The sequence below is a fragment of the Acidicapsa ligni genome, assembly GCF_025685655.1.
GTDB classification, from domain to species: Bacteria; Acidobacteriota; Terriglobia; order Terriglobales; family Acidobacteriaceae; genus Acidicapsa; species Acidicapsa ligni.
In genome coordinates this window covers 1,130,404-1,153,393 of the sequence record NZ_JAGSYG010000001.1, presented here as the reverse complement: position 1 = coordinate 1,153,393, position 22,990 = coordinate 1,130,404, and the positions used below count along the sequence as shown (strand labels likewise).

Sequence of the window (22,990 nt, the reverse complement as noted above, 5' to 3'; positions counted from 1 at the left end):
ATTTAAATCTCAAGAAGGTGATTTTCAATGCACCCCCAAAAATCTGCCCTTCGAATCGTTTCTGCTGGAAGTATTCTGGCGCTCTCTTTCGCACTGCTGTTTCCCGCCGTATCCGCATTGGCAGCCCGGCCCTCGCAGGCAATTACAACGGTTACCGATGGATCGATCGTCCTGTCGCCAGTCCAGGATCGCTCCGTACCCTTATCCAGGTCGCTGAACGGCACGATTGTCAAGGATGGTTCTACCTTCGTTCTGCGCGCCTCTTCCGGATCTGTCTATCGCCTCGACAATCAGCAGAAGGCATCGCAATTTGAGAACAAATCTGTTCGCGTCACGGGCAAGGTCGACGAAGGAATCAAGTTGGTGCATGTAGAAAGCATTCAGGAGATGGGCGGTTAGTTATCCCAGGGATGACTAACCTCTCGCTTATATATAGCTCAAGTTCAACATACATTTGACCGATCAATAAAGTATCGAAAGTATCGCAATCGCACTCTGGTGGATAAATCAAGACTACGCATTCCACTACGAATCTTCGCGGCGGAAAAATTGCCCCCCTGAAAATAAATTGCCAGAGTCTACATCCGGTTAAGCCTGTCCTACGTTCCTAGGTTGTAAACGCATCGGCACCACCCAGAATTTACAAGATTTTGTCGACCGATAGTTGCCTGCCAGGCAAGTGAAGATGTGCGTGTCTACTTTCCTGCGGCAGCGGGCAATCAACAGCAAATGTTCGTGAACCCCCGAAGCGAAAGAGGTACGGCAGTGCAAAAGATTGATGAATTACTCAACGCGCTAACCAGGCGCAATTTCCTTGTCGGTGCAGGCTCTGCGGCTGCACTTACAGCAGTCGGTTGCGGCGGAAGCAGCACTCCAATAACTGTTACGCCACCTCCCCCAGCAGCACTCACCGATGTTGATTACCTCAACTTCGCGCTGAACCTCGAATATCTTGAAGCCTCGTTCTATCTGATTGCGGCAACTGGCTCCGGGCTATCTTCAACCGACATGGGCTCGGGTGCGGGCACTGTCACCGGCGGCTCGCAGGTAGCCTTCACCTCCTCGATCCAGAAGGAATATGCCTACGAGATCGCCCAGGAAGAACTGAATCATGTTCGCTTTCTGCGCTCGGCTCTCGGCACGTCTGCTGTCCCCATGCCGAATATCGATCTGGTCAACAGCTTCAATGCGGCCGCATCGGCAGCGGGCATCGGCGCGACCTTTAACCCGTTTGCCGACCCCAACTCATTTCTGCTTGGCGCATTCGTTTTTGAAGACGTAGGCGTGACCGCTTACCACGGTGCGGCTGGCGCGCTCACCGATAAGACGAACCTGGGAGCAGCAGCAGGCATCATGGCTGTGGAAGCCTATCACGCAGCGGAAATTCGTACCCTGATCCTCGCGGCAGGAAGCAACTACGTAGCCCTGGCAAACAAGATCTCCAATCTTCGCGCGACGCTGGGCGGCGGCAACGAAACCCCGCTATCCGCGACGACGATCGTAGCTGCCGATCCAACTACGGCAATCGCCTTCGCGCGCACTCCGCAGCAGGTGCTGAATATCGTGTATGCAAGCGCTGACGGAAACCTGTCCATGGGCGGATTCTTCCCCAACGGATTGAACGGAAACATCAAAGCAACCGCCGCTTAAGGATGGATGACATGGCAACCACAGAAACCCAGATACTCGACGAAGTGATCGTCACTAGCCGTCGCAGAATGATGATGATGGGCGGCTCTGCCCTCGCAGGCATCGTGCTGGCTGCAACCACCAGCAAGAGTGCCAACGCACAGGCAACGCTCACCGATGCGGATTACCTCAACTTCGCGCTCAACCTCGAATACCTCGAAGCGGAGTATTACACGCTGGCATCCACAGGCATGACCATCGATCAGGTAGGCCTTGGCATTGGCGCAGGCACGGCCACAACGGGCGGCGGTACAGTAACCGTCAAGCCCGGTGGCTTTACCAGTTGCAAGGTTCCCTTCTCTGACCCAGTCAATGCCAGCTATGCAATGGAGATCGCCAGCGAAGAGCAGAAGCACGTGACTTTTCTACGCGGCGCTCTCGGTGCTTCGGCTGTCGCACAACCGAACATCGATCTCTTCAACAGCTTTAACGCAGCAGCCTCCGCGGCTGGTATCGGAGCAGCCTTCGACCCCTTCGCGAGTGATGTAGCTTTTCTGCTTGGCTCTTACATCTTTGAAGATGTGGGCGTCACCGCGTATCACGGTGCGGCAGGCTCGCTTACCGATGCCGGAAATCTCACTGCTGCAGCCGGAATTCTCGCGGTCGAGGCCTATCACGCAGGCTTGATCCGGACGATTCTATGGGGTATGGATCAGGCGAATCCAGGTGCGGGCATCGCCGCAACTGCCACGAAGATCAGCAACCTGCGCGCCACACTCGACGGCACAGGCAACGATGATATTGGCCTCACGACAACCCAGGACGCGCTCAACGGCTCAAGCGCGACCTTCACCGCATCGACCATCGTCAATGCGGATTCCAATAGCATCGCCTTCAGTCGCACGGCGCAACAGGTGCTCAACATCGTCTATGCCAGCCCAAGCGGCACCAAGGGAGGCTTCTTCCCCAACGGCCTCAACGGCAAAGTAAGTTAATTTTTAGCCAGGTGGTTCCCGGTACTAAATCCCCGCTGGGAACCACCTGTTTTTTTTAGATCCAGGCAATAACAGTAACTCTCTTACACAGCCCGCATAGTTTGCAGCTTATACCTGTCCCTGGTTTCAAAATGATTTCAAATTTGCCTCGTATAGAAAATTTCCAGAGCCAATGCTGGGACGAAAATCACCCCTGATTTCGGTGGTGTATTGTTGCCATAGGCCATGCATACTGGGCCTTGTCACTCGATCAATGCCTACAAAAACTGCCAGCTTTGCCGCCACATTTGCCGCAATCGATATCGGCTCGAACTCCTGCCGGCTAAAGATTGCGAGAGCCGTGGCGCATCGCCTGAAGACGCTCCACGAGGATCGCGAAGTCACACGTCTGGGCACCAGCGTATTTGAAACAGGCCTGGTTTCTCCGGATGCAATGGCTTTGACAATAAAGGCCTTAAAACGGTTTCAGCGCGCCATTCAAACGCACGGAGTGGACCAGATTCGCGTCGTTGCCACCGCAGCCATGCGCGATGCGCGGAACGCCCAGGCCTTTGTCTCCTGGGCTAAAGCGGAGACAGGTTGGACGATTGAGATCATCTCCGGGCTGGAAGAAGGGCGACTCATTCATCGCGGCGTGATGACCAACGAGCCTGGTACGGCCGGCAAATGCGTGCTGGTGGATGTAGGCGGCGGCAGTTGCGAAATCACGCTGAGCGAGCATAAACGCATCAAGGAAACGGTCAGCCTTCCGCTTGGAGCAGTGCGGCTGACGCAGGAGTTTATTCCGACCGATCCAGCTTCAGAAGAAGGCCTGGCGCGGATGAAGCAGTTCATTGCGCGGGAGTTGCGTCGCGCGCATCGACGGATCAATCCGGGAACTGTGCCGCTGGTGATTGCTACCTCTGGAACAGCAGCGGCGCTGGCGGAATCGCACTCCGTTCTGGTCAAACCGGAACCGAAGACCGCTCGAAAAACCAAGGCTGCGCAGGTGGAGATTACGACGCAGAGACAAGTTCGGATGCTCGCGACCAAGCTGCGCAAGATGACCATGGCGGAACGATCCGCGGTACCGGGCATTGGACCGAAGCGGGCGGAGATTATTGTGGCCGGTGCATGTGTCTATGCGGAGCTGCTGGAAACCTTTAATCTGGCCGGGTTTCGCTACTCGGATCTAGGTCTGCGCGATGGCATATTAGCCCAGATGCTGGCCGAGCAGGATGATCGCGCGATGGCTCACCAGCAGTTCGAGCAGGAGCGCTGGGAGAGCGTGCTGGCTACGGCGCGGCGCTACGGCGTGGATCTGCGTCAGGCCGAGCCGGTGAAAGCGCATGCGGTGCAGTTGTTTCGCGATCTGGCGACACTGCACAAGCTGCCCGATGAGTACTCGGATTGGGTGGCTGCGGCGGCGATGTTGAGTGAGACAGGTAAGTTTCTGAATCACCAGGGACATCACCGGCATACGCAGTACATTATTTCAAGCTCAGAAATTTACGGGCTTACCTGGCAGCAGCGAACGATTGTTTCGGCGATTGCACGATACCTGGGCAAGACTCGTCCGCAGCCGGGAGATCGAGCCATGCGCAATATTCTGCCGGAGGAGCACGCGAACGTGCTGCGCAGCGTGGTGCTACTGCGGCTGGCGCGAGCGCTCAATCAGGATCGTGCTTCAGACGTGTTACGCGTAACGGCGCGCGTCTACCCCAAGCGGGTATTGCTGGAGCTGCAGCAGGGGCGCACGGGAGCAGAGCTGGAGCTATGGTCGCTGCGTAAAGAAGCGGATTATTTTCGCGACGTCTTTGGACGCGAACTCTTTGTCACACTGCTGTAGATGACGCGCGCAAGCCGCGGATCGATCATCCATTGCAATTGTGCCGGGCGGCGTGCCATATCGATGCGTGCGATGGCGCCTTTGCGCAGACGGATACATCCGTTGCCAGTCAGAGGAGCATGGGCTGAGCCATTACCATTGCCGTTCAGAATTTTGGCAATGAACTGGTGCAGATTAGGATTGTGGCCCACGACCAGGACTCCTTCGCGATCAGCGTATTCAGCGATGAGATGCTGGAATGCGGCGTAATCTCCATCAGGCGCTAGGGCTGGCGAAGCGATGATTTTGGATTCAAAGCCAATCTCAGTGCCGACAAACTGGGCAGACTGGAGCGAGCGCTTAAGCGGGCTGGCGATGATGACATCCACCTGCGCCTTGAGCGCAGTGAGAACACCAGCCATCAACATGCACTGCTGCTTGCCTTCTTTGACAAGGCCGCGCTTGGCATCGAGGACGGGATTTTCACGTGGAACGCCCGCATTTGCGTGGCGCATAAGGTAAAGATTCATAGCTCTAATCGGGCGAGGCCTGGGGTTGGAATACTGCCTTCGCAAGAATGATTTTAACATAAATGTAACAATCTAATTCATCTATACTGCCGCCGAGGACACTCCTACGGAGGTATCTGTTTTATTTACGGTGTGTGCGCCGAAGACAGGCGTGTTTCAGCACTAACCGGCAACGATGTAATACGCATTAACGGATTCAGAGGCTGCAGGCGGTAGAGCAGCTTCTCTACTTGCTGTGCCAGCCCTAGCCACCCGACTGAAATATCCTTTACAGCGATGCGAGTCTTCCATCCCGCGAGTGATGTGGCTCTATATTCCGGCCCCCACTCTTCAAGAACCCTCTTCTCGTAACTGCTCATCCAGCGAAGTACGGATGGAAAGAGAGACAGGTCTTGCGCGCGCGGAAGACCTGTCATCTCCAGGGACTGCCATCCATCCTGCAAGCTCGTGGCACGCGGAACGAAGTCGAAACGATTGAGAAATACCCCCTCGGCGTATCCGAAATAGATTCCGAAACCCCATAGGCGCACATATAGATTTCCGGGCAGGGATAGGGTGTACTGGCTGAAACCGGACGTACCCCCAGGCTCGCGGATTCGATCGAAGCCGTAATGAAGCAGCAGATTGCCCTCCGCACGCTTGATGTCCCTGCCCCACAGCCAGCACTGCTGATGCAGAAGCGCGCGGCCCCGTCGCCTGACGGCGGAGGGCAATACCGATCTCGAACTATTGCCGGACATGCTCATACTCGCCCATGACTATGCTTTGGCTTCTCGATAGAGAACATGTTTGCGGACCACCGGGTCATACTTTCTCAGCTCAAGTTTGCTGCTCTGAAGCTTCGGATTTTTGGTCGTGGTGTAGAAATGGCCAGTACCCGCGGTTGAAGCCAGCTTGATAATTGTTCGCATTGTTCAGCCTCTTTTTTTCGCTTTAAGCAGAGCTGCCTCTACTCCCAGTTTGCTGATCGTACGCAGCCCGCGCGTGCTTACACACATACGAACGAAGCGGTTTTCACTTGGAATCCAGACACGCTTCCATTGCAGATTTGGTTCCCAACGCCGCCGCGTTTTGTTATGAGCGTGTGAGATTTTATTGCCCGCAACGGGGCGCTTACCGGTGATTAGACATTCTTTTGCCATGACGATGTTCCTCTCTATGCCTAAGCCGCTGCTTCTCTATCGCGAAACATTTCAGAGAAAGGATCGGCGAGCTCTTGCCATGCCTCAGGCCCTGCGGCCATCTCCTCTGGAGTGAGCAGAGCTTGATTCAACCTTGCCTCCAACAATGCGCGATCGATGCCTGCTCCGATGAAGACAATCTCCTGCCGCCGATCTCCATACGGAGCCTCCCAAACATCCTTGAGATACTCCTGCGTTTCGGCATCCTGTTCTTCATCCCCCATATCTGCTGCGAGCCATTGCGCCTGCGGCTCGACGGCCAATGTACTACCGGCAATGGAGAAAAGAATCAGATCATCGTGGCAGGATGCAAGCCAGATAAACCCCTTGGCTCGAAGCACATTGGGAAAGCTTTCATCCGTCACAGTCTCGAATCGTTCTGGATGAAAAGGACGCCGCGCACGATAGACGAAGCTCGAAATACCATACTCTTCCGTCTCCGGCGTATGCACGCCATTCAACTCACGAACCCATCCGGCGGAAGACTCTGCCTCCTCCATATCGAAGAGTCCGGTATGCAATATGGAGGTAAGCGGTACTTCACCGCGCACGGCGCGAACACGCCTGGCAGCAGGATTGAGATGCTCAAGAATTCCTTCGAGACGGCCGAGATCTTCAGCGCTCACCAGGTCAGTCTTGTTAATGACAATTACATTCGCAAATTCAATCTGGTCGATAAGAAGATCAGAGACAGTGCGCTCATCTTCGTTGGCGAGAGCCACCTTTCTGTCCCGTAGATCGTCAATGGATCGAACATCGTCCAGGAATTTTGTCGCGTCGACAAGAGTCACCATCGTGTCCAATTTAGCCACACTGGAGAGCGAGTCCCCTTTCTCGTCAATGAAGGTAAAAGTAGCTGCTACCGGAAGCGGCTCAGAGATGCCCGTTGACTCGATAAGCAGATAGTCGAATCGTTCTTCGCGGGCAAGTCGCGATACCTCCTGTAGAAGATCGTCGCGCAGGGTGCAACAGATGCACCCATTCGTCATCTCGACTAACTTCTCCTGCGTGCGGCTAAGATTAGCGCCGCTTTGCTTCACTAACTGAGCATCGATGTTGATTTCGCTCATGTCGTTGACAATGACCGCAACCCGCATCCCTGCCCGATTATTGAGTACATGATTTAGCAGGGTCGTCTTGCCTGCGCCGAGGAAGCCAGAGAGAACGGTAGTGGGTAGCAGATTCATTATGTAAATGATAATACATAATCAATAACAAACATGCAATTCTTGCAGCAAGAGCAATATCGGGAACGGCTCCTCGGCTCGCTTGAGTGCGCATTGAGGATTGGCTGCAGAAGATTCTAACGATGGTTTAGGTGAATTCCACGGACGGGAGATGGGGGTGGCTTGTAACATTGTGATATCCGTACGTAATTTTCTGAAGATTGGATCTCTTTTCTATGACACCTACGACCTCTTCTCTTGCTCCTGAGCTTCGCCTAAGTGAACTTGCGCCGCGTGCGTTGCAGTCTGAGATTCGTGCGATGAGTATGGAGTGTGATCGCGTGGGAGGCGTAAATCTGGCGCAGGGGATTTGCGATACCGAAGTGCCGGCAGTCGTGGCACAGGCAGCGATTGCTGCGATCCAGGGTGGGCATAATATCTACACGCGGCTCGATGGCATTGCACGACTTCGCAATGCAATAGCCGGGAAGATGAAGCGCTTTAATGGCATCGATGTCGATCCCGATAAAGAAGTACTGGTGACGAGCGGGGCTACGGGCGGGTTTCATGCGGCGGCGATGGCATTGTTGAATCCCGGTGATGAAGTGATCTTGTTTGAGCCATTCTATGGCTACCATGTGAGCACGCTGAAGTCGCTGCGCGTGACACCGGTGATTGTGCCGCTGGCTTTCCCGGCGGAGACAACTGCGGACTGGGCGCTGGATGTGGAGGCGCTGAAGGCTGCTGTAACTCCGAAGACAAGGGCGATTGTGATCAATACTCCATCGAACCCCAGCGGGAAGATTTTTACGCGCGCCGAGTTGGAGGCACTTTCCGCGGTCGCCGTCGAGAACGGTTTGTTTCTATTTACGGATGAGATCTATGAGTATTTCGTCTATGGAGATGCGGAGCATGTGAGCCCGATCACGTTGCCGGGAATGCGTGAGCGCACGATTTTGATTTCAGGATTTTCAAAGACGTTTTCGGTTACCGGATGGCGGCTTGGATATCTGATTGCCGATGCGAAGTGGCTCGGTGCGATCAGTTATTTTCACGACTTGACGTATGTTTGCGCTCCTTCGGCATTGCAACATGGTGCCGCTGCAGGACTGGAAAGCCTGCCTGCCGAGTTTTATACCGAGTTGGCTGGAGATCACCTGCTGAAGCGCGCGCGGATTGTCGCGGCGCTTACCGATGCGGGGCTTACGCCGTATGTTCCCGCCGGTGCATATTACATTTTGGCGGATGCAAGTTCAATTCCTGGAGAAACGGCAGCGAAGAAAGCTCGTGAGTTGCTGGCGCGCACTGGCGTGGCTTCCGTGGCCGGATCGGCTTTCTTTCGAGCCGGGCGCGGTGAGGATTTGTTGCGGTTCTGCTTTGCCAAAAAAGACAAGGATCTCGATGATGCCTGCGCGCGTTTAAGAACGCTTCGGTAAAGTGTCCGTTTGTATCTGAGCTCCTTGATTTCTAACATGCATGGTAGGCGCGGCTGAAGCTAAAGCCGCGCCTTTTCATCGCTATAAACATCTACAGCCATATCTCCAGGGTGATGTGTTAAGTTGCGAATAACCCATTTCGAGGTGTGGCTGCATGGCTTCTCTATACCGCTCTTCCCGTCCTCTGGCTTCGATGTTGTTTGCTCTGGCACTTATCGGCGCAGTTGCTGACGCACAGACGGCTCCGAAATATCCCAACTATCCCAGTGAGACTCCTGAGCATTTTGAGCCCACCGATGCAGGCTCGGATTACTCTCGGCGTATCGAGATGATTCCGATGCGGGATGGAGTAAAGCTGCATACAGTAATCCTCGTACCTAAGTCCGCAAAGCATGAGGGTATTTTGTTGACGCGTACCCCCTACTCCGCTGATGTGCTGACCACGAATGCTCCAAGTGTTCACCTGGCAAGCAGCCTGTGGGGCTATGACAATGCGACGGAGACAATTGTCGCTGGCGGATATATCCGCGTAGTGCAGGACATTCGCGGGAAGTACGGCAGTGAGGGCGATTACGTGATGAATCGCCCACTCCATGGACCACTGAACCCTACTCCGGTAGATGAGTCTACAGATACCTATGACACGATCGACTGGCTGGTAAAGCATGTGAAGGAGTCGAACGGGAAGGTCGGCGTGCTGGGGATTTCGTATGACGGATATCTGTCGCTGATGCCATTGGTGCATCCGCATCCAGCGTTAAAGGTGGCTGTACCGATGAATCCGATGGTGGATGGATGGCGCGGGGATGATTGGTTTCACAATGGAGCTTTTCGACAGCAGAACATTCCTTACATCTACGAGCAGGCAGCAACACGGACGAATGATGCACATTGGCTGACGAGCACTTTTGATGACTATGACACATACATGCGGGCAGGGTCAGCTGGAGAATTAGCGAGACAAAGAGGCATGGATCAGATCGGATTCTGGAAGAAGGTTGCAGCGCATCCAGCGTATGACGCTTTCTGGAGTGATCAGGCCGTCGATCAGATATTGGCGAAGCAACAATTGACCGTGCCAACAATGATAGTGGACGGGCAATGGGATCAGGAAGATATCTATGGAGCCATCGCCGTATACAAGGCGCTGAAGTCGCAGAAGAATGGCAACCTGTTCCTGGTGCTGGGGCCTTGGTATCACGGGCAGGAGATTGAAGAAGCCAGTTCGCTGGGAGCGATCAAATTTCATAGTGATACTGGATTGTATTTTCGCGAAGAGATACTCGCACCTTTTCTTGCGCATTACTTGAAGGATGATGCACCAGCGATGAAAGTAGCTCCCGTGACAGCTTATGTTACTGGCGCCAACAAGTGGGAGCGGCTGCAAACATGGCCCTCTGGCTGTGCTGAAGGATGTACACAGAAAGCCACGCCGCTCTATCTAAAGGCTGCGGGAAAGCTTGGATTTGATGAGTCGGAAGCAGGAGAAACATTGCTGTCGAGTTATGAAGAATATGTGTCCGATCCTGCAAAGCCAGTGCCGTTTCGTTCACGGCCAAGTGAGCCGGTAGGGTATACGCCAAATCTCTCCTGGGTACGATGGCTGGTGGATGATCAGCGCGAATTTTCTGGGCGTACAGATGTGCTGACTTATTCCACTGAAGCACTGACAGCACCGATCCAAATCAGTGGAGAGCCGATTGCGAATCTGACTGCATCGACGAGCGGTACGGATTCAGATTGGGTAGTGAAGCTGATCGATGTATATCCCGATGAAGTTGCAGGACAGCCGGAGATGGGCGGATATCAGCTAGCTGTGGCGATGGATATTTTCCGCGGACGCTATCGCGAAAGCCTAGCTGAAGCAAAGGCTATTCCTGCGGATAGTCCGGAGCTTTACAAGTTCGCGTTGCCGAATGTAAATCATGTGTTCTTGCCCGGACATAAGATCATGGTGCAGGTGCAATCGAGTTGGTTCCCGTTGTACGACAGGAACCCACAGACCTTTGTGCCGAACATTTTTTTCGCGAAGCCGGGTGACTATAAGAAAGCTACGCAGCGTGTGTTTCACTCCAGCTTTGTGGAACTGCCAGTGGTGCATGTGGAGTAAGCACGGTTAATTCGAAGGCTTCTCGATCGGAATATCCGTAGCAATAGGCTTGCCGAAGTTTGGAGTACCATCCGGGTTCCACGTGAACGGCTGAATGCGAGGGGAGCGATGATCACCGCATCCTTCTCCTGATGCAGGATTGGCATGATAGATAATCCAATCCTGCTTGCCATCCGGGGACTTGAAGAAGCCGTTGTGGCCTGTGCCAAAAACTTTCGCTTCGCGATCCTGCTTGAAGAATGGATGATCGTATTTCATCCATGAAGCTTGGTCGAGAAGATTGGTGCCTGACTTCGCACGGATAACTCCAAGGGCGTAATAGTCGGTCCAGCAGGCCGAGCCAGAGTAGACGAGAAAGATATCTTCATTATGCTGCAAGATCTCCGGGCCCTCATTCACGTTGACATGCGGCATTGCAGGACGATCGAGTAGATCACCAACACGCTCCCATGGATATTGAGGATACGAGAGCATTGCGCGCGGAGAGTCTACAGTCCACGGATTCTTGAGATGCGCGATATAGATACGCTGCTCGCCGTCAGTGTCTCCTTCCCATCCTGACCAGAGGATGTAGCGCTGGTTGTGATCTTCAAAGACAGATGCATCGATGGCCCATTTGTTTGTCGCGTCGGATACTTTGCCCTTGAACTCCCACGTACCGTCGAGTGGATCGGCTGCGGTATTTTCGACAACGTATATACGATGATGTTCATTAGGGCCGTCGTCAGCAGCGAAGTAGATGTACCACCTGTCATCGAAGCGGTGCAGCTCAGGTGCCCAGAGATCTTTCGAGTACGGGCCTGTGGATGGCGGCGTCCAGACGATCTTTGTTTCGGCATGTGCGAGGTCAGTGATGTCTGAAGTCTTGCGGATGGTGAGATTGGTGCCAGTGCTATTCATGTAGTAATAGAAGCCGCCATAGCGAATAACCCATGGATCGGGGCCTGTAGAGAGTAATGGATTCTTGAATGTGCCCGCAGGCAGCTTCGATTGTGCCGCGCTAATACAAGTACCGATGAGCAAAGAGGCGAGGACAAACAACTCCACAAATGCTGGCTTCTTCATTGCTTCACTCCCCATTGAATCCTGCTTGAAACATTAGGCTGCAACTTGTTTTCGATATACGCAATCAGTGTACCCACACTATTGACTACCGAGCAGGGATGCACCAATGTGAGCAATAAGAATCACATCTGGCCTTCGTATGGCAGTGGAGCGGCATCGAAACTCTTGTGCCTATAGGACACAGGAGAGGTGTACGTATATGAAAGCCGCGACCATTGTAGGGGTCTTGCTCATTCTGCTTGGAATTGTTGGGTTCTCCATGGGAGGCTTCTCGTTCACCCACGAGAAGAAAGACGTCGATTTGGGCCCCCTACAAGTTCAGCACGAGCAGAAAAAGTCAGTGCCAATCCCGCCATTGCTCAGCACGCTTGCGCTCGTGGGTGGAGTGGCACTGGTTGTCGTTGGCGTGCGCAGCAAATAACGGCTATTGTGCGCTCACCACGGGCAGGATCAGTGCCGAGGGGTGCGCAGCATCATGCACGATGGTGTTGGTTGCCTTCACTGCAACGTCGGAGGTAGATGCATTTTTCCCGGTATTGAGGTTGCGGTCAAATCTTGGGAAGTTACTGCTGCTGACTTCGAGACGAATTTTGTGCCCCTTGAGAAAGACATTGCTCGTGGCCCAGAGATCAATCTTGTACTCGATAATTTTTCCAGGCTCAATAGGCTTTGGTTCGTCGCGCGTGGAATCGTGAAAGCGGGCGCGAAGAATGCCTTCTGTAAGGTTTCGCGCAAAGCCATCGGGTGCTACATCCACCAGTTTCGCAGTAAAATCTGTGTCGGTTGCAGTTGAGCTGGCATAGAGATCGAGACTTATGGGACCTGTAACTTCGATGTCCTGATCGAGTGCCGGCGTGGAGTAAACGAGCACATCAGGACGCGTCTCTACAGGACGCTGATCTCTTGGACCAGGCGCAAGATGCTCGGCATCGCAACATAGCGGCCCTCCCACGGTCGGAACAGGATTCATTGGGTCATAGACATAGCTATCGGATACATCCTGCTGGGTCGCGCTTGGCGTAAAGGTTCCATCGCCAGCGAGCGTGTTTGCCTTGCCGCCGGAGTGCAAAAAGTAGCGCGTCTCTTTGGCGCGTTGCAGAGGCCAACTGTCTTCGTAGCGCCATTGATTCGTGCCCATTACAAATAGCTTGACGGGCTTTTGCGTTGCGAACTCGTTCTGCTTACCTTGCAGGAGATAGTCGTACCAGTTAAGCATGATGCTGTTTTCGTCATACTCTGCGGCAGCCGGACCGAAGTCCATCGCGCCTATCTTGCGTCCACCACCAGAGTGGCCACCAATTGCGACAACTAATCGCTGTTGTTTGCGCGCGTCCGCGTTGCCAGCATGTGCCTGCAATCCTTGAAAGTTATGCAGAGAGCCGCCTTGAAAGATGTCATACCAGGCCGCAATCGTAAGTGCGGGCACCTGAATGGAGTTGTATTGTTCGTCAATTGCCCACTGCTTCCAATAGCTATCGTAGACAGGGTGATCGAGCCAATCATTGAAGTAGGGCGCGAGCTGCGTTGTTAATTCACTGGCATTGGCGGGAGGGGTGATATTGAAGATGGGATATTGTTTAAGCGGAAGAACAGAGACTGCAACGACGGCGTTAGTCGCCTTCCGAATGGTGCGGTCGAGCGTGTCCTGCGCCAGGCTGGAGGTCCAGGATTCGTTGAACCACTGCTCGAATGCTCCTCCCTGGTATATCCAATTCTCGTAATAATTACTGGCTGTAACGACAGGGCAGATGCCAGCCAGGTGCGGTGGTTTGCCGATGGCTGCAAGCATCTGCGTGGCACCAACATACGAGCCTCCGAACATGCCGACTTTGCCGTTGGAATAAGGCAGAGCTGCTGCCCACTCTATGGTGTCATAGCCGTCATTCGTCTCATATTTAAAAGGGTACCAGTCGCCTTCGGATGCGTAACGGCCGCGCACATCCTGCATGACTACCAGGTAGCCTCGAAGAGCCGCGATGCGGCCAAAACTTTCGCCTACCGCCTTGTTGTATGGCGTCCTCTGTAATAGAACCGGGAGCTTGTCCTGTCCATCTGGGCGATAGATATCCGCTCGCAGAGTTATGCCATCGCGTGTCTTCATCGGGACATTATGCTCCACGATTACACCTCCCACGGATTGAGCGCGGCTTGATGCGCTGCTGATAGACACGATGGCTAGAACGAGAAAGCTGATGGTTTTCTTGAGCATGGGCGCAACCTCTATGGAAATAAGGGACAGAGACAAATGCGTTTCTATGCGATTACAGACACGAATAATCGCCGACATCAGAGTATATCGAGTCTTACGCAAAGGTTGAGCAGTAGATAGCCTCAATTTCTGCATCCAAGACTTCGAGGTGATTTTACATGTACGCGAAACGTGTTTTGAGTCTGGCAATATGTGGTGCGATGGTGATGGCCGCGGGATGTCGCAAGACGAACATGGTGGATAAGAGCGCCTTCAAATCTGCGATCAACAACTATTACAGCTCACGGCAGGAGTGCGTGTGGCCGGATGCAAAGAAGTTTCCGGCGCAGGCTGATACTTCAAATGATGAGCAGACAAAAGGCTACGATGCTCTGACGGATGCCGGGTTGCTGATGAGAAAGTCTGCCGAGAAAAAGCGTTTCCTGATCGGTTCGAAACAGGTCAATGACTATGATCTTTCAGATCTCGGGCGCTCCACATGGACCGTGGATCAGACGCAGCCGGGATATGGCAACTTCTGCTTCGGCCATCGCGAGGCGACTACGATTGACAGCTTTACGCCCGCCGACAATGCCGATGCGACACAGTACAGCGTGAACTACCATCTGCACGTTGCGAACGTGCCAAGTTGGGCCTCGACAACGGAGATGAAAACCGCGTTCCCTAATATTGCTGCGGACACTTCAGGGCAGCAGACGGCCACCGCTACAATTGTGAAGTCGAATAGCGGCTGGCAGGTCACAAGCGTACAGCCTTTGGGCGACACGACACTGCCACAGTAGCAAAATCGCGGCGGATGGCTGACGTTCAAACGTTGGCCATCGCCTTGTTTTCAAATTGTTGTGTTTATAAATTAAAGATTGAGGAGTGCCACGAAGTTATATTCTGAGTGATGTTTAAAAGGACTCTTTATATGACCCCTCGTTATCGCACCTTCTTCGCATCTCGGATTACAATTTCGTTCGCAGTTTTGATCGCGGCCATCGTCCTCGCAAAAGGAAGCCAACTGATAATCTCTCCTGTTTTGGCTCAAACAACAGGAGCCCTGAAGCTCAACCAGATCCAGGTGATTGGCACACACAACAGTTATCACGCAGGCATTGCACCCAGCGAGACCAAGCTCTGGAAGGCAAACCACGCAGAGGATTACAAGGGCCTGGAATATAAACATCAGCCGCTCTCGCAACAGCTTGATAGCGGCGTACGCCAGATCGAGCTGGATGTATTTGCAGACAGCAAGGGTGGCCTCTATGCACACCCTGCCGGGCCCCAGATGGTGGCGAATGCCCACTTGCCTGCTGACCCCGACTTCGATCCCAACGGCCTGATGAGCAAGCCTGGGATCAAGGTGATGCACGTTCAGGACATCGATTACCGCAGCACGTGTCAGCCTTTCGTCGGCTGCCTGCAGCAGGTGCGTCAATGGTCGCTGGCCCACCCTGGTCATATTCCGATCTTCATTCTCGTTGAAACCAAGCAGGATAAGGAAGATCCACGGCTGCATCTCACCGAGCCGGAAACATTCACTACAAGCACCTTCGATGCGCTCGATGCCGAGATTCGTTCGGTGTTCTCGCCTCAGGAATTGATTGTTCCGGATGATGTTCGTGGCAGCTACGAAACGCTGAATCAGGCCGTGCTCGCCGGCAACTGGCCCACGCTTGCCAGCGCTCGCGGCAAGGTTGTCTTTCTCATGGACCAGCACTCTGTTGGGCCGGTCTATCTTGCCGGTCATCCATCGTTGCGTGGTCGAGTACTGTTCACCAATGCAACACCTGGCGAACCGGATGCGGCGTTTGTTGAACGCAACAATGGACCCGCTTCAGAGATCACCGCGCTCGTGCGCCAGGGATATCTCATCCGCGCGCGTACGGACGGCGATACGAAAGAGGCGCGCATCAACGACACGACGATGCGAGATGCAGCGATGGCAAGCGGCGCTCAGATGCTAAGCACGGACTATCCGATAAATGAGCCTGCGCAGTGGCCAGGACATTACGTGGTTGTTCTGCCCGGGGCAGTTGTTGCACGGTGCAATCCGGCAAACAGCACGACATCCTGCCAAATTGACTCCGCTAAGTAAGCTCGACACGAAAGATGAGCGGACTTAGATTCATGTCTAATTTCATAAATACGAAACCCCATGTCTCATATAAAGACATGGGGTTCTATCTTTAGATATTTGTTGAGTGCAAATACTTCACTGAGTTATCGAATCGGTCCATCTGGCCGACGCTTTCAGCGTCAGAACGCGCGTTCTATCCAGAGAATTCAAATGTTCCGATTAACGGCAATTTCGTGCCGGAGATACTATGGTTACGCTAATTCTTATATAGGATCATCGCTGCGCAATAATTAATCAGGATTTGCCAAATAGCATTGCTTTTTGCCAAGATTGCGTTCTAATCAAAGACTAACTTCAGAGATGGAATAAGGCAGCGGTGTGATTCTTTGAACAGGGTTGTGTGCTTTTAGCACAGTCCGAATGAGACAAGGAGAACACTTCGAGTCTCATTTGTATCTGCTCTTGATCAGGCACAAACAGTGCAAGCGCTTAAGTTTATTCTGAATGTGTGGCGGCCTGCGCCACGCTAGTCGTGATGATGTTGATCAGAGATTAGCTTTAGAAATTGGATAAGACAGCGAGTAAATGCTGCATTAAAATTCTGCTTTCCCGCTCAGCCCATAACCGACACAAACGACATAACTATACAAAGTGATAGTAGCGTACGGTCTTGCGCGTCTCTACGCTACGTATTAGCAGGCGAGCGCTTGCTGATCGTCTTCGTTTCATGGCCGTCTAGTACGGATCCTCAGTTCATCAAGGAGAAATACAGTGCAAACATTGAAGTCTATTCGGAATATTTTGGTAGCATGCGCCGCAGTGCTCGTGATCGCCAGCACCGCCGTCAAGACGGCACAAGCGCAGACCCCATCAGGGGTAAAAACAGTCCTGCTCATTCACGGAGCATGGGCTGACGGTTCGAGCTGGGCGAAAGTGATTCCCCTGCTCGAGGCGAAAGGCCTGCATGTCGTTGCTGTGCAGATCCCCCTCACATCCTTTGCCGATGACGTTGCGGCAACGCAGCGCGCCATTGACATTGAGGATGGGCCAGTATTGCTCGTCGGTCACTCTTACGGTGGAGCCGTGATCACCGAAGCGGGAAACGATCCGAAGGTCGCCGGCCTCGTTTATGTATCGGCCGTCGCCCCAGACAAGGGTGAATCCGCTCTCGGCCTTATTATGAGTGTTCCAACACCGATCGGCGCGGAGCTACGTCCCGATAAAACAGGTTTCCTTAAGCTGACCCCTAAGGGTGTTGCAGAGGATTTCGCGCAGGATCTTTCCGCTAAAGAGATTGCGATTCTGACTGCAACTCAGATACCTGCAAATGTCGCCGCAATGAAGGGCGAGGTCACGAATCCAGCCTGGAAGTCCAAGCCATCCTGGTTCATCGTTGGCGCGAATGATCGGGCAATTTCACCTGTTCTCGAAGCATCTCTCGCAAAGAAAATCGGCGCGACAACCATCACCGTTCCATCCAGCCACGTGATCATGCTCTCCAAGCCGGCAAAGGTTGCGGATGTGATTATCGACGCGGCATCAAAGGCCAGCTCGAAATAACGCTGTCATGCATCGCTTTCTCCGAGTCTCGCTGATTTTGAGCGGCACAGGAGGAAGCGATGCATTCACGCATGAGGCCATCGAACAAATGCTCTGAGTGCGTGATCGATTTTAGCTTGCGTCGAGTGCTATTTCCGACGCTGAAACCAGTAAAAAAAACGCCACGCTCGGTCCTACTAGTAGATAGCCCGCTCGCTATGAACAACGATACCGCAAGTCGAATACGCGAATCGGCACATGATCTGATGGCTGAGAGGGGTTACTTCGGCTTCAGTTATGCGAACATCGCCGAATCAGTTGGCATCCGCAAAGCAAGCATTCACCATCACTTTCCGTCCAAGGTGGATCTTGTTGTTGCGACGCTGAAGGAATCTCGTGCAAGTCTTGTCCGGGCAGTTGGAAGTCTGGACGATAACGTGACTGACCCAATGCGGCGTCTCAAGTTATATGTCCATCATTTGGCGGAGTGTGTTCATAATAATCATCGGCCAATCTATATTGCCGCTCTGCTCAGTGCCGAGCTACCGGCTCTGCCCAATGAAATCCAGATCGAGGTGCAGCAACACTTCTGCGTTCTCGTCTCATGGGTGAAAACTACTCTCAAAGAAGGGACCAGCCTCGGGACGATCTACCTGCGGCAGAGTGCGGAGATAGAGGCGCAGAGTTTTGTTGCGTTGCTGCATGGGGCTATGATCTCCGCACGAGCATTCAACTCCCCCGACCTATTCAGCTCTGTCACGGGAGGAGCGCTAACTTGTTTTCGATCCAGAGTCTGAAGGTTTCTCAGCTCACTTCAACATGAGGCTTCTGGTTTTGCCGAGTATATCTTTCGACTAGTCGGTCGCAACTTCCGAATGGGCTTCTGCCCCACTACCCGGCGGTTCACAAAATCGCCGTTCTAAAGGAGAACGAAAATGACTGTTTTGATCTCTGCTTTTGTGTTGGGCTTCGTGTGCGGTCTACGAGCTCTTCTTGGCCTGGCTGCGGTAAGTTGGGCTGCCAGTGGCCGACAACTCCAGCTTCAGGGAACCTGGCTTTCCTTCCTGGGCTTTCGCTTCACACCGTACATCACTAGCCTGCTATCCCTTGGCGAAATCATCAATGACAAGATGCCCAAAACCCCCAGCCGCCTTGTACCTCCTCAATTTATCGCACGCGTGGTGATGGGTGCGCTTACAGGAGCAGCCATCGGACTCTCGGGTGGACAGTTCATCATGGGAATCATTGCCGGAATCATTGGCAGCGTAGTCGGAACACTCGCTGGCGCCAAGGGCAGAGCCCTCGCTGCAAAACTGTTTGGAAACGATCTGCCTGCGGCGTTGCTTGAGGACGTCATTGGTATTGCTCTGGCCTTCGTAGCATTGCGCTAGCCCGAATGCGAGTTCTCGATTGCTTCTTCGACGCGATCGAGAACTCGTTGGTTGTTTTTCTCAGTAGAGAATCCATATGCATTCATGACAGTTGCACTTGCGTGCACAATATGTTTTTATTATAGATACATATTAGCTGCCTTCCTTGATTGGATAAGACTTAACTATTCCAAAGATAGGTCCGCACAGCATAGCGGAACAGGAGAGAACACAAATGACTGACGAACGAGCGGTACAGCAGGTTTTAGCAAAATATGTGCGAGGAACAGATGCCAGGAATGGCGCCGCAGTAGCCGCACAATTTACGCCAGATGGTCGCGTAGAGATTTTCTACAGCAATTCAGGAGATCTCCAGCCGCTTGGCGTGCTTGTCGGCCACGATGCAATCGTCGGCGCCGTCGCCAATATGATGCGCCCACATCCCCCACGAGGCTGGAGTCACCATACGACGCATGACCCTATTATCGAAGTCAACGGCGATGAGGCACAGATGGACGCCCAGTTTATTGTGTTCAATGTCGTCGGTAAAGAGCGTCCCGCCACTGGATGGCCTGAAGGAGTAACTGGCGCACAAGGAACTGTGACTCCAATCGAGTCGGGATATTATCGCCCCACTCTGCGCCGTATCGATGGTGTCTGGAAGTTTGAAACGCTTCGCATTGTTTTAGACATACCCCTCGCATTTCCAGGACAGTGAGGCTGGATATGAAGGCAATTATCTACCGCCAGTACGGCGGGCCTGAAGTTCTTGAATACACGGATGTGCCGGAGCCAAAGCTTTCGCAGACGAACATTCTGATTCATGTGAAAGCGGCCGCGCTCAATCCTGCTGACCACATACTTCAAGAGGGTCACGGGGACAGCATCATGGACGCCTGGTTTCCTGTGATTCCAGGCTGGGACGTTGCCGGTATCGTGGAACGCGCAGGAGCCGGTGTTTCGGAATTTGCACCCGGCGATGAGGTGATCGGCTTCGTGCGAGAAGAAATCCTTAGGCATGGTACCTATGCTGAAAAGGTCTCAGCCGCCGTCTCTTCCTTTGCACGGAAACCGCGCAATGCTACGTGGGCGCAGGCTGCGGCTCTACCGCTCGCGGGACTCACAGCCTATCAGGCAATTGTCCATGCACTCGACATCCAGGCAGGGGAGACTTTGCTTATTCATGGAGCCTCGGGCGGTGTCGGCTCCATTGCAGCGCAGATCGCGGTATCTCTGGGAGCGAAAGTGGTCGGCTCCGCTTCAGAGATCAACCATAACTACCTGCGTTCGATCGGCGTTCAACCCGTTCTGTATGGAGACCAACTTGTCGAAGACGTCCGCAGAATCGTTCCGGAAGGCTACGACGCTATCCTCGATTGCGCAGGACGAGGAGTTCTCTCTCTCAACGCGAAGATAGGCCGAACAGGTGTGCGCGCATGCTCGATCGCCGGAGCAGCGCCAGGCGTAAAGACGGTGTTTGCGCGGGCGAATCAAGCAGACTTGACGAAGCTTGTCGAACTCGTTGAAGCCGGGGTCCTGATTATTCCTATAGCCGCAACTTATCCACTGGCCGAGGCTGCGATAGCCCAGCAGGCGCTTCGCAATGGGAGGAATGCCCCAGGCAAGATAGTTCTCGAAGCGAACAGTCATCTCCATAAATAGAAAGAGGACGCACATGATACAGACGAAAGAATCTACAACGAATACAGGAGACATAACATTCAGATCTTCTCCAGATGAGGAGTTAGCTGGCCCGGTCCCGGGATATGCTCAGGCTGTTACACGTCAAGAGCGCATCTCCAGCATGGATACTTTGCGTGGTTTTGCGTTGCTTGGCATTTTGCTAAGCAATATATTTAGCTTCGCCGTACCAGTGATGCCCAATCCTTTCCCAACCAGTTTTTTAAAGCCGGCATTCCTTGGCTCACATGCCCACCTCAATCTGGTTCTTTCATATCTGAACTGGACCTTCGTCGAAGGTAAGATGCGCGGCATCTTTACGCTGCTTTTTGGCGCCGGAGTCATACTCTTAACCCGTCGCGCAGAAGAGCGCGGTGCATATAAAACAGTGGCAGACATATTCCTACGTAGAAATATGTGGCTGGCACTCTTCGGCATGCTACATGCTTACTTGATTTGGGACGGAGATGTTCTCTACTTCTATGCCATTACGTCTCTGCTGTTTCTCTATCCATGCCGACATCTGAAACCTCGCACACTCTTAATAGCAGGCATATCTATTTCGCTGGTGCTTTCTACTTATAGTTTTCTTCGTCTTGCGCACGGAGTTGATGATGTGATCTTGAGCTGGCAGGCCTCTGCTGCTCTTGAAAGTCAAAAAGGACATAAGCAACTCACTGAGTCTCAGAAATATGAGTTACATGCCTGGGCCGATAGACTCATCCCCGAGAAAACAGATAGAAAGCAAATCGATGATGGGATAAGAGATCGCAACGAGGGATATGTAGCGTATATCAAGCGTGGAGCGCAAAGAGTAGGTCACATTGAAAGTGAAATTTATTACAGATTTATCTACACCGATTCCCTTGGCATGATGCTGATCGGCATGGCTCTCATCAAGAATCGATTCTTGACAGCAGAGCTTTCCTACAGGACTTACATCTGGACCGCGCTCATTGGCTTTCTAGTGTCTATTCCTCTTACGTTCATGGGTCTCTTCAAGCTATGGCATTCGGGTTTTGCGCCGGGAATCTACTCACTCTGGATCATATTCCCCTTTAACCTGACTCGCATCGGTGGAGCTTTAGCCACAGCATCCGTGATACTCATCGTAATTAAAAGTGGTCTCCTTCGATCGCTTACGAAACCTCTCGCTGCTGTCGGCCAGATGGCGCTTACCAACTATCTATTGACTAGTATCATCCTCCAGTTCGTTTTCCTCTGCAGTCCATGGAAGCTGTACGGTCAACTGGAGTATTACCAGCTCTACTATGTCGTGCTTGCCATGTGGACCTTCAATCTCGTCTTCAGCTCTATCTGGCTGCGCTATTTCAACTTTGGCCCGATGGAATGGCTATGGCGTTCGCTCACGTATTGGAAGAGACAATCCATGCTCTCCCGCGCTGTATAAACCAACAACGACAGCGGATTAGCGTGCAGCCCAGTTGTATGGCGACAATGGCAATGATCTTGTCGCCGCACAACTCGGGGCATCAAGGCCAATGGGCACGGGATGATGGAAGGGGATAGTGACCAGGTTACCGACCTGATCCTGTACTGGCTGTATTGATTATCTGCAACTAGAATGCATACAGATAAGATCGCGCTCATTTCATCGCGCCTTTTTGTCTCCGCACATCGGCGGTACAAGGATTCGACAGCATGATCGACATTCGGTTTCCGACTGCGCTCCAGATGATGCTCAGCCTCGCGCTGGCACAACAGGAGTCGGTCTCACAATTGAGTTCTTCGCAGCTCGCCCAGAGTCTCGGCGCAAATCCGAGCTTCGTTCGGAAGCTTCTTGTGCCGCTAGTACGAGACGAACTCGTACATTCGATGATGGGCAAAAATGGAGGCGTCCGCCTCGCCAAAGCACCGGACCAGATCACGTTACGCGATATCTATCGCTCCATAGTCATGGACAAAAAAATCTGGGTGCCACGAACGGGGATTCCGCATCGATGCCTGGTCAGTTCAAACGTTCGCGGCTACTTCGAAGAACTCATTGATGATGCAGAAGAGGCAGTTCTCTCAATGCTAGAAAGACACACACTCCTCCAGGCCTTGAAGGAGTTACAAAACCGCGCAAGCGTAACCAAGTCTGCAACCAAGACCCGAGCCAAGACGACGCGATCACGTTCATCCCGGAGTTAGAGCCCCTTTGCGTGCTCTTGCCGATATTTATGGCATAGGCATTGACATAAAACC

23 protein-coding genes are annotated in these 22,990 nt (G+C 53.1%); 16 read left to right on the top strand and 7 right to left on the bottom strand.

Annotation, left to right across the window (positions count from 1 at the left end; genetic code table 11):
- Positions 1-27 precede the first annotated feature (27 nt).
- The 4 genes from OHL19_RS04600 to ppx all read left to right on the top strand — a co-directional run bounded on the left by OHL19_RS04600 (position 28) and on the right by ppx (position 4,452).
- The gene (locus tag OHL19_RS04600) at positions 28-399 is read left to right on the top strand and encodes a DUF5818 domain-containing protein (protein ID WP_263356410.1); all 372 of its coding nucleotides are present in this window, start codon (positions 28-30) and stop codon (positions 397-399) included.
- Positions 400-765: 366 nt separating this feature from the next.
- On the top strand, positions 766-1,650 hold the full coding sequence (locus OHL19_RS04595) for a ferritin-like domain-containing protein (RefSeq protein ID WP_263356408.1): 885 nt from the start codon (positions 766-768) through the stop codon (positions 1,648-1,650).
- 11 nt (positions 1,651-1,661) lie between these two features.
- The gene (locus tag OHL19_RS04590; protein WP_263356407.1) at positions 1,662-2,624 is read left to right on the top strand and encodes a ferritin-like domain-containing protein; all 963 of its coding nucleotides are present in this window, start codon (positions 1,662-1,664) and stop codon (positions 2,622-2,624) included.
- Between the two features lie 253 nt (positions 2,625-2,877).
- A complete protein-coding gene (gene ppx, locus OHL19_RS04585) occupies positions 2,878-4,452 on the top strand; it encodes an exopolyphosphatase (RefSeq protein WP_263356406.1) in 1,575 nt (524 codons plus the stop codon).
- Here the strand turns inward: ppx and sixA are convergent.
- The 5 genes from sixA to OHL19_RS04560 form a co-directional block, all read right to left on the bottom strand.
- Positions 4,404-4,961, bottom strand: a complete 558-nt coding sequence (gene sixA, locus OHL19_RS04580) for a phosphohistidine phosphatase SixA (RefSeq protein ID WP_263356405.1) — start codon at positions 4,959-4,961, stop codon at positions 4,404-4,406. The genes ppx and sixA overlap by 49 nt on opposite strands.
- Positions 4,962-5,086: 125 nt before the next feature.
- The gene (locus OHL19_RS04575; RefSeq protein ID WP_263356404.1) at positions 5,087-5,701 is read right to left on the bottom strand and encodes a hypothetical protein; all 615 of its coding nucleotides are present in this window, start codon (positions 5,699-5,701) and stop codon (positions 5,087-5,089) included.
- An 18-nt stretch (positions 5,702-5,719) separates the two neighbouring features.
- Entirely contained in the window at positions 5,720-5,872 is a 153-nt protein-coding gene (gene rpmG, locus OHL19_RS04570; RefSeq protein ID WP_263356403.1) for a 50S ribosomal protein L33, read from the bottom strand.
- A gap of 3 nt (positions 5,873-5,875) precedes the next feature.
- On the bottom strand, positions 5,876-6,103 hold the full coding sequence (gene rpmB, locus OHL19_RS04565; RefSeq protein WP_263356402.1) for a 50S ribosomal protein L28: 228 nt from the start codon (positions 6,101-6,103) through the stop codon (positions 5,876-5,878).
- 20 nt (positions 6,104-6,123) lie between these two features.
- Positions 6,124-7,329: a GTP-binding protein gene (locus OHL19_RS04560; RefSeq protein WP_263356401.1), complete on the bottom strand. Its 1,206-nt coding sequence runs from the start codon at positions 7,327-7,329 to the stop codon at positions 6,124-6,126.
- A gap of 215 nt (positions 7,330-7,544) precedes the next feature.
- On the opposite strand from OHL19_RS04560, the gene OHL19_RS04555 reads away from it, so the two are divergent.
- Together OHL19_RS04555 and OHL19_RS04550 are read left to right on the top strand one after the other, a co-directional pair.
- Entirely contained in the window at positions 7,545-8,744 is a 1,200-nt protein-coding gene (locus tag OHL19_RS04555) for a pyridoxal phosphate-dependent aminotransferase (RefSeq protein WP_263356399.1), read from the top strand.
- Positions 8,745-8,898: 154 nt separating this feature from the next.
- Positions 8,899-10,854, top strand: a complete 1,956-nt coding sequence (locus tag OHL19_RS04550; RefSeq protein WP_263356398.1) for a CocE/NonD family hydrolase — start codon at positions 8,899-8,901, stop codon at positions 10,852-10,854.
- 6 nt (positions 10,855-10,860) lie between these two features.
- On the opposite strand, the gene OHL19_RS04545 is transcribed toward OHL19_RS04550, so the two are convergent.
- Positions 10,861-11,919 carry a glycoside hydrolase family 43 protein gene (locus tag OHL19_RS04545; RefSeq protein WP_263356397.1) on the bottom strand — a complete coding sequence of 353 codons (1,059 nt, stop codon included), beginning with the start codon at positions 11,917-11,919 and terminating at the stop codon, positions 10,861-10,863.
- A 199-nt stretch (positions 11,920-12,118) separates the two neighbouring features.
- On the opposite strand from OHL19_RS04545, the gene OHL19_RS04540 reads away from it, so the two are divergent.
- Complete coding sequence (locus tag OHL19_RS04540; protein ID WP_263356396.1) at positions 12,119-12,340, top strand: DUF3185 domain-containing protein; 222 nt, start codon at positions 12,119-12,121, stop codon at positions 12,338-12,340.
- Positions 12,341-12,343: 3 nt separating this feature from the next.
- Here the strand turns inward: OHL19_RS04540 and OHL19_RS04535 are convergent, their stop codons facing one another.
- Complete coding sequence (locus OHL19_RS04535) at positions 12,344-14,128, bottom strand: CocE/NonD family hydrolase (RefSeq protein ID WP_263356395.1); 1,785 nt, start codon at positions 14,126-14,128, stop codon at positions 12,344-12,346.
- A gap of 158 nt (positions 14,129-14,286) precedes the next feature.
- On the opposite strand from OHL19_RS04535, the gene OHL19_RS04530 reads away from it, so the two are divergent.
- The 9 genes from OHL19_RS04530 to OHL19_RS04490 all read left to right on the top strand — a co-directional run bounded on the left by OHL19_RS04530 (position 14,287) and on the right by OHL19_RS04490 (position 22,936).
- Complete coding sequence (locus OHL19_RS04530; RefSeq protein WP_263356394.1) at positions 14,287-14,910, top strand: hypothetical protein; 624 nt, start codon at positions 14,287-14,289, stop codon at positions 14,908-14,910.
- 131 nt (positions 14,911-15,041) lie between these two features.
- Positions 15,042-16,211: a phosphatidylinositol-specific phospholipase C1-like protein gene (locus OHL19_RS04525; protein WP_263356393.1), complete on the top strand. Its 1,170-nt coding sequence runs from the start codon at positions 15,042-15,044 to the stop codon at positions 16,209-16,211.
- A 753-nt stretch (positions 16,212-16,964) separates the two neighbouring features.
- Positions 16,965-17,753, top strand: a complete 789-nt coding sequence (locus OHL19_RS04520) for an alpha/beta fold hydrolase (RefSeq protein WP_263356392.1) — start codon at positions 16,965-16,967, stop codon at positions 17,751-17,753.
- 197 nt (positions 17,754-17,950) lie between these two features.
- Positions 17,951-18,529, top strand: a complete 579-nt coding sequence (locus OHL19_RS04515; protein ID WP_263356391.1) for a TetR/AcrR family transcriptional regulator — start codon at positions 17,951-17,953, stop codon at positions 18,527-18,529.
- A 138-nt stretch (positions 18,530-18,667) separates the two neighbouring features.
- On the top strand, positions 18,668-19,123 hold the full coding sequence (locus OHL19_RS04510; protein WP_263356390.1) for a DUF4126 family protein: 456 nt from the start codon (positions 18,668-18,670) through the stop codon (positions 19,121-19,123).
- A gap of 214 nt (positions 19,124-19,337) precedes the next feature.
- Positions 19,338-19,820: a nuclear transport factor 2 family protein gene (locus OHL19_RS04505; RefSeq protein WP_263356389.1), complete on the top strand. Its 483-nt coding sequence runs from the start codon at positions 19,338-19,340 to the stop codon at positions 19,818-19,820.
- 8 nt (positions 19,821-19,828) lie between these two features.
- Entirely contained in the window at positions 19,829-20,764 is a 936-nt protein-coding gene (locus tag OHL19_RS04500; RefSeq protein WP_263356388.1) for an NADP-dependent oxidoreductase, read from the top strand.
- Positions 20,765-20,777: 13 nt separating this feature from the next.
- Positions 20,778-22,193 (top strand): DUF418 domain-containing protein, encoded by a 1,416-nt coding sequence (locus OHL19_RS04495; RefSeq protein ID WP_263356387.1) that lies wholly within the window; start codon positions 20,778-20,780, stop codon positions 22,191-22,193.
- Between the two features lie 251 nt (positions 22,194-22,444).
- Positions 22,445-22,936 (top strand): RrF2 family transcriptional regulator, encoded by a 492-nt coding sequence (locus tag OHL19_RS04490; protein ID WP_263356386.1) that lies wholly within the window; start codon positions 22,445-22,447, stop codon positions 22,934-22,936.
- Positions 22,937-22,990: the final 54 nt, after the last annotated feature.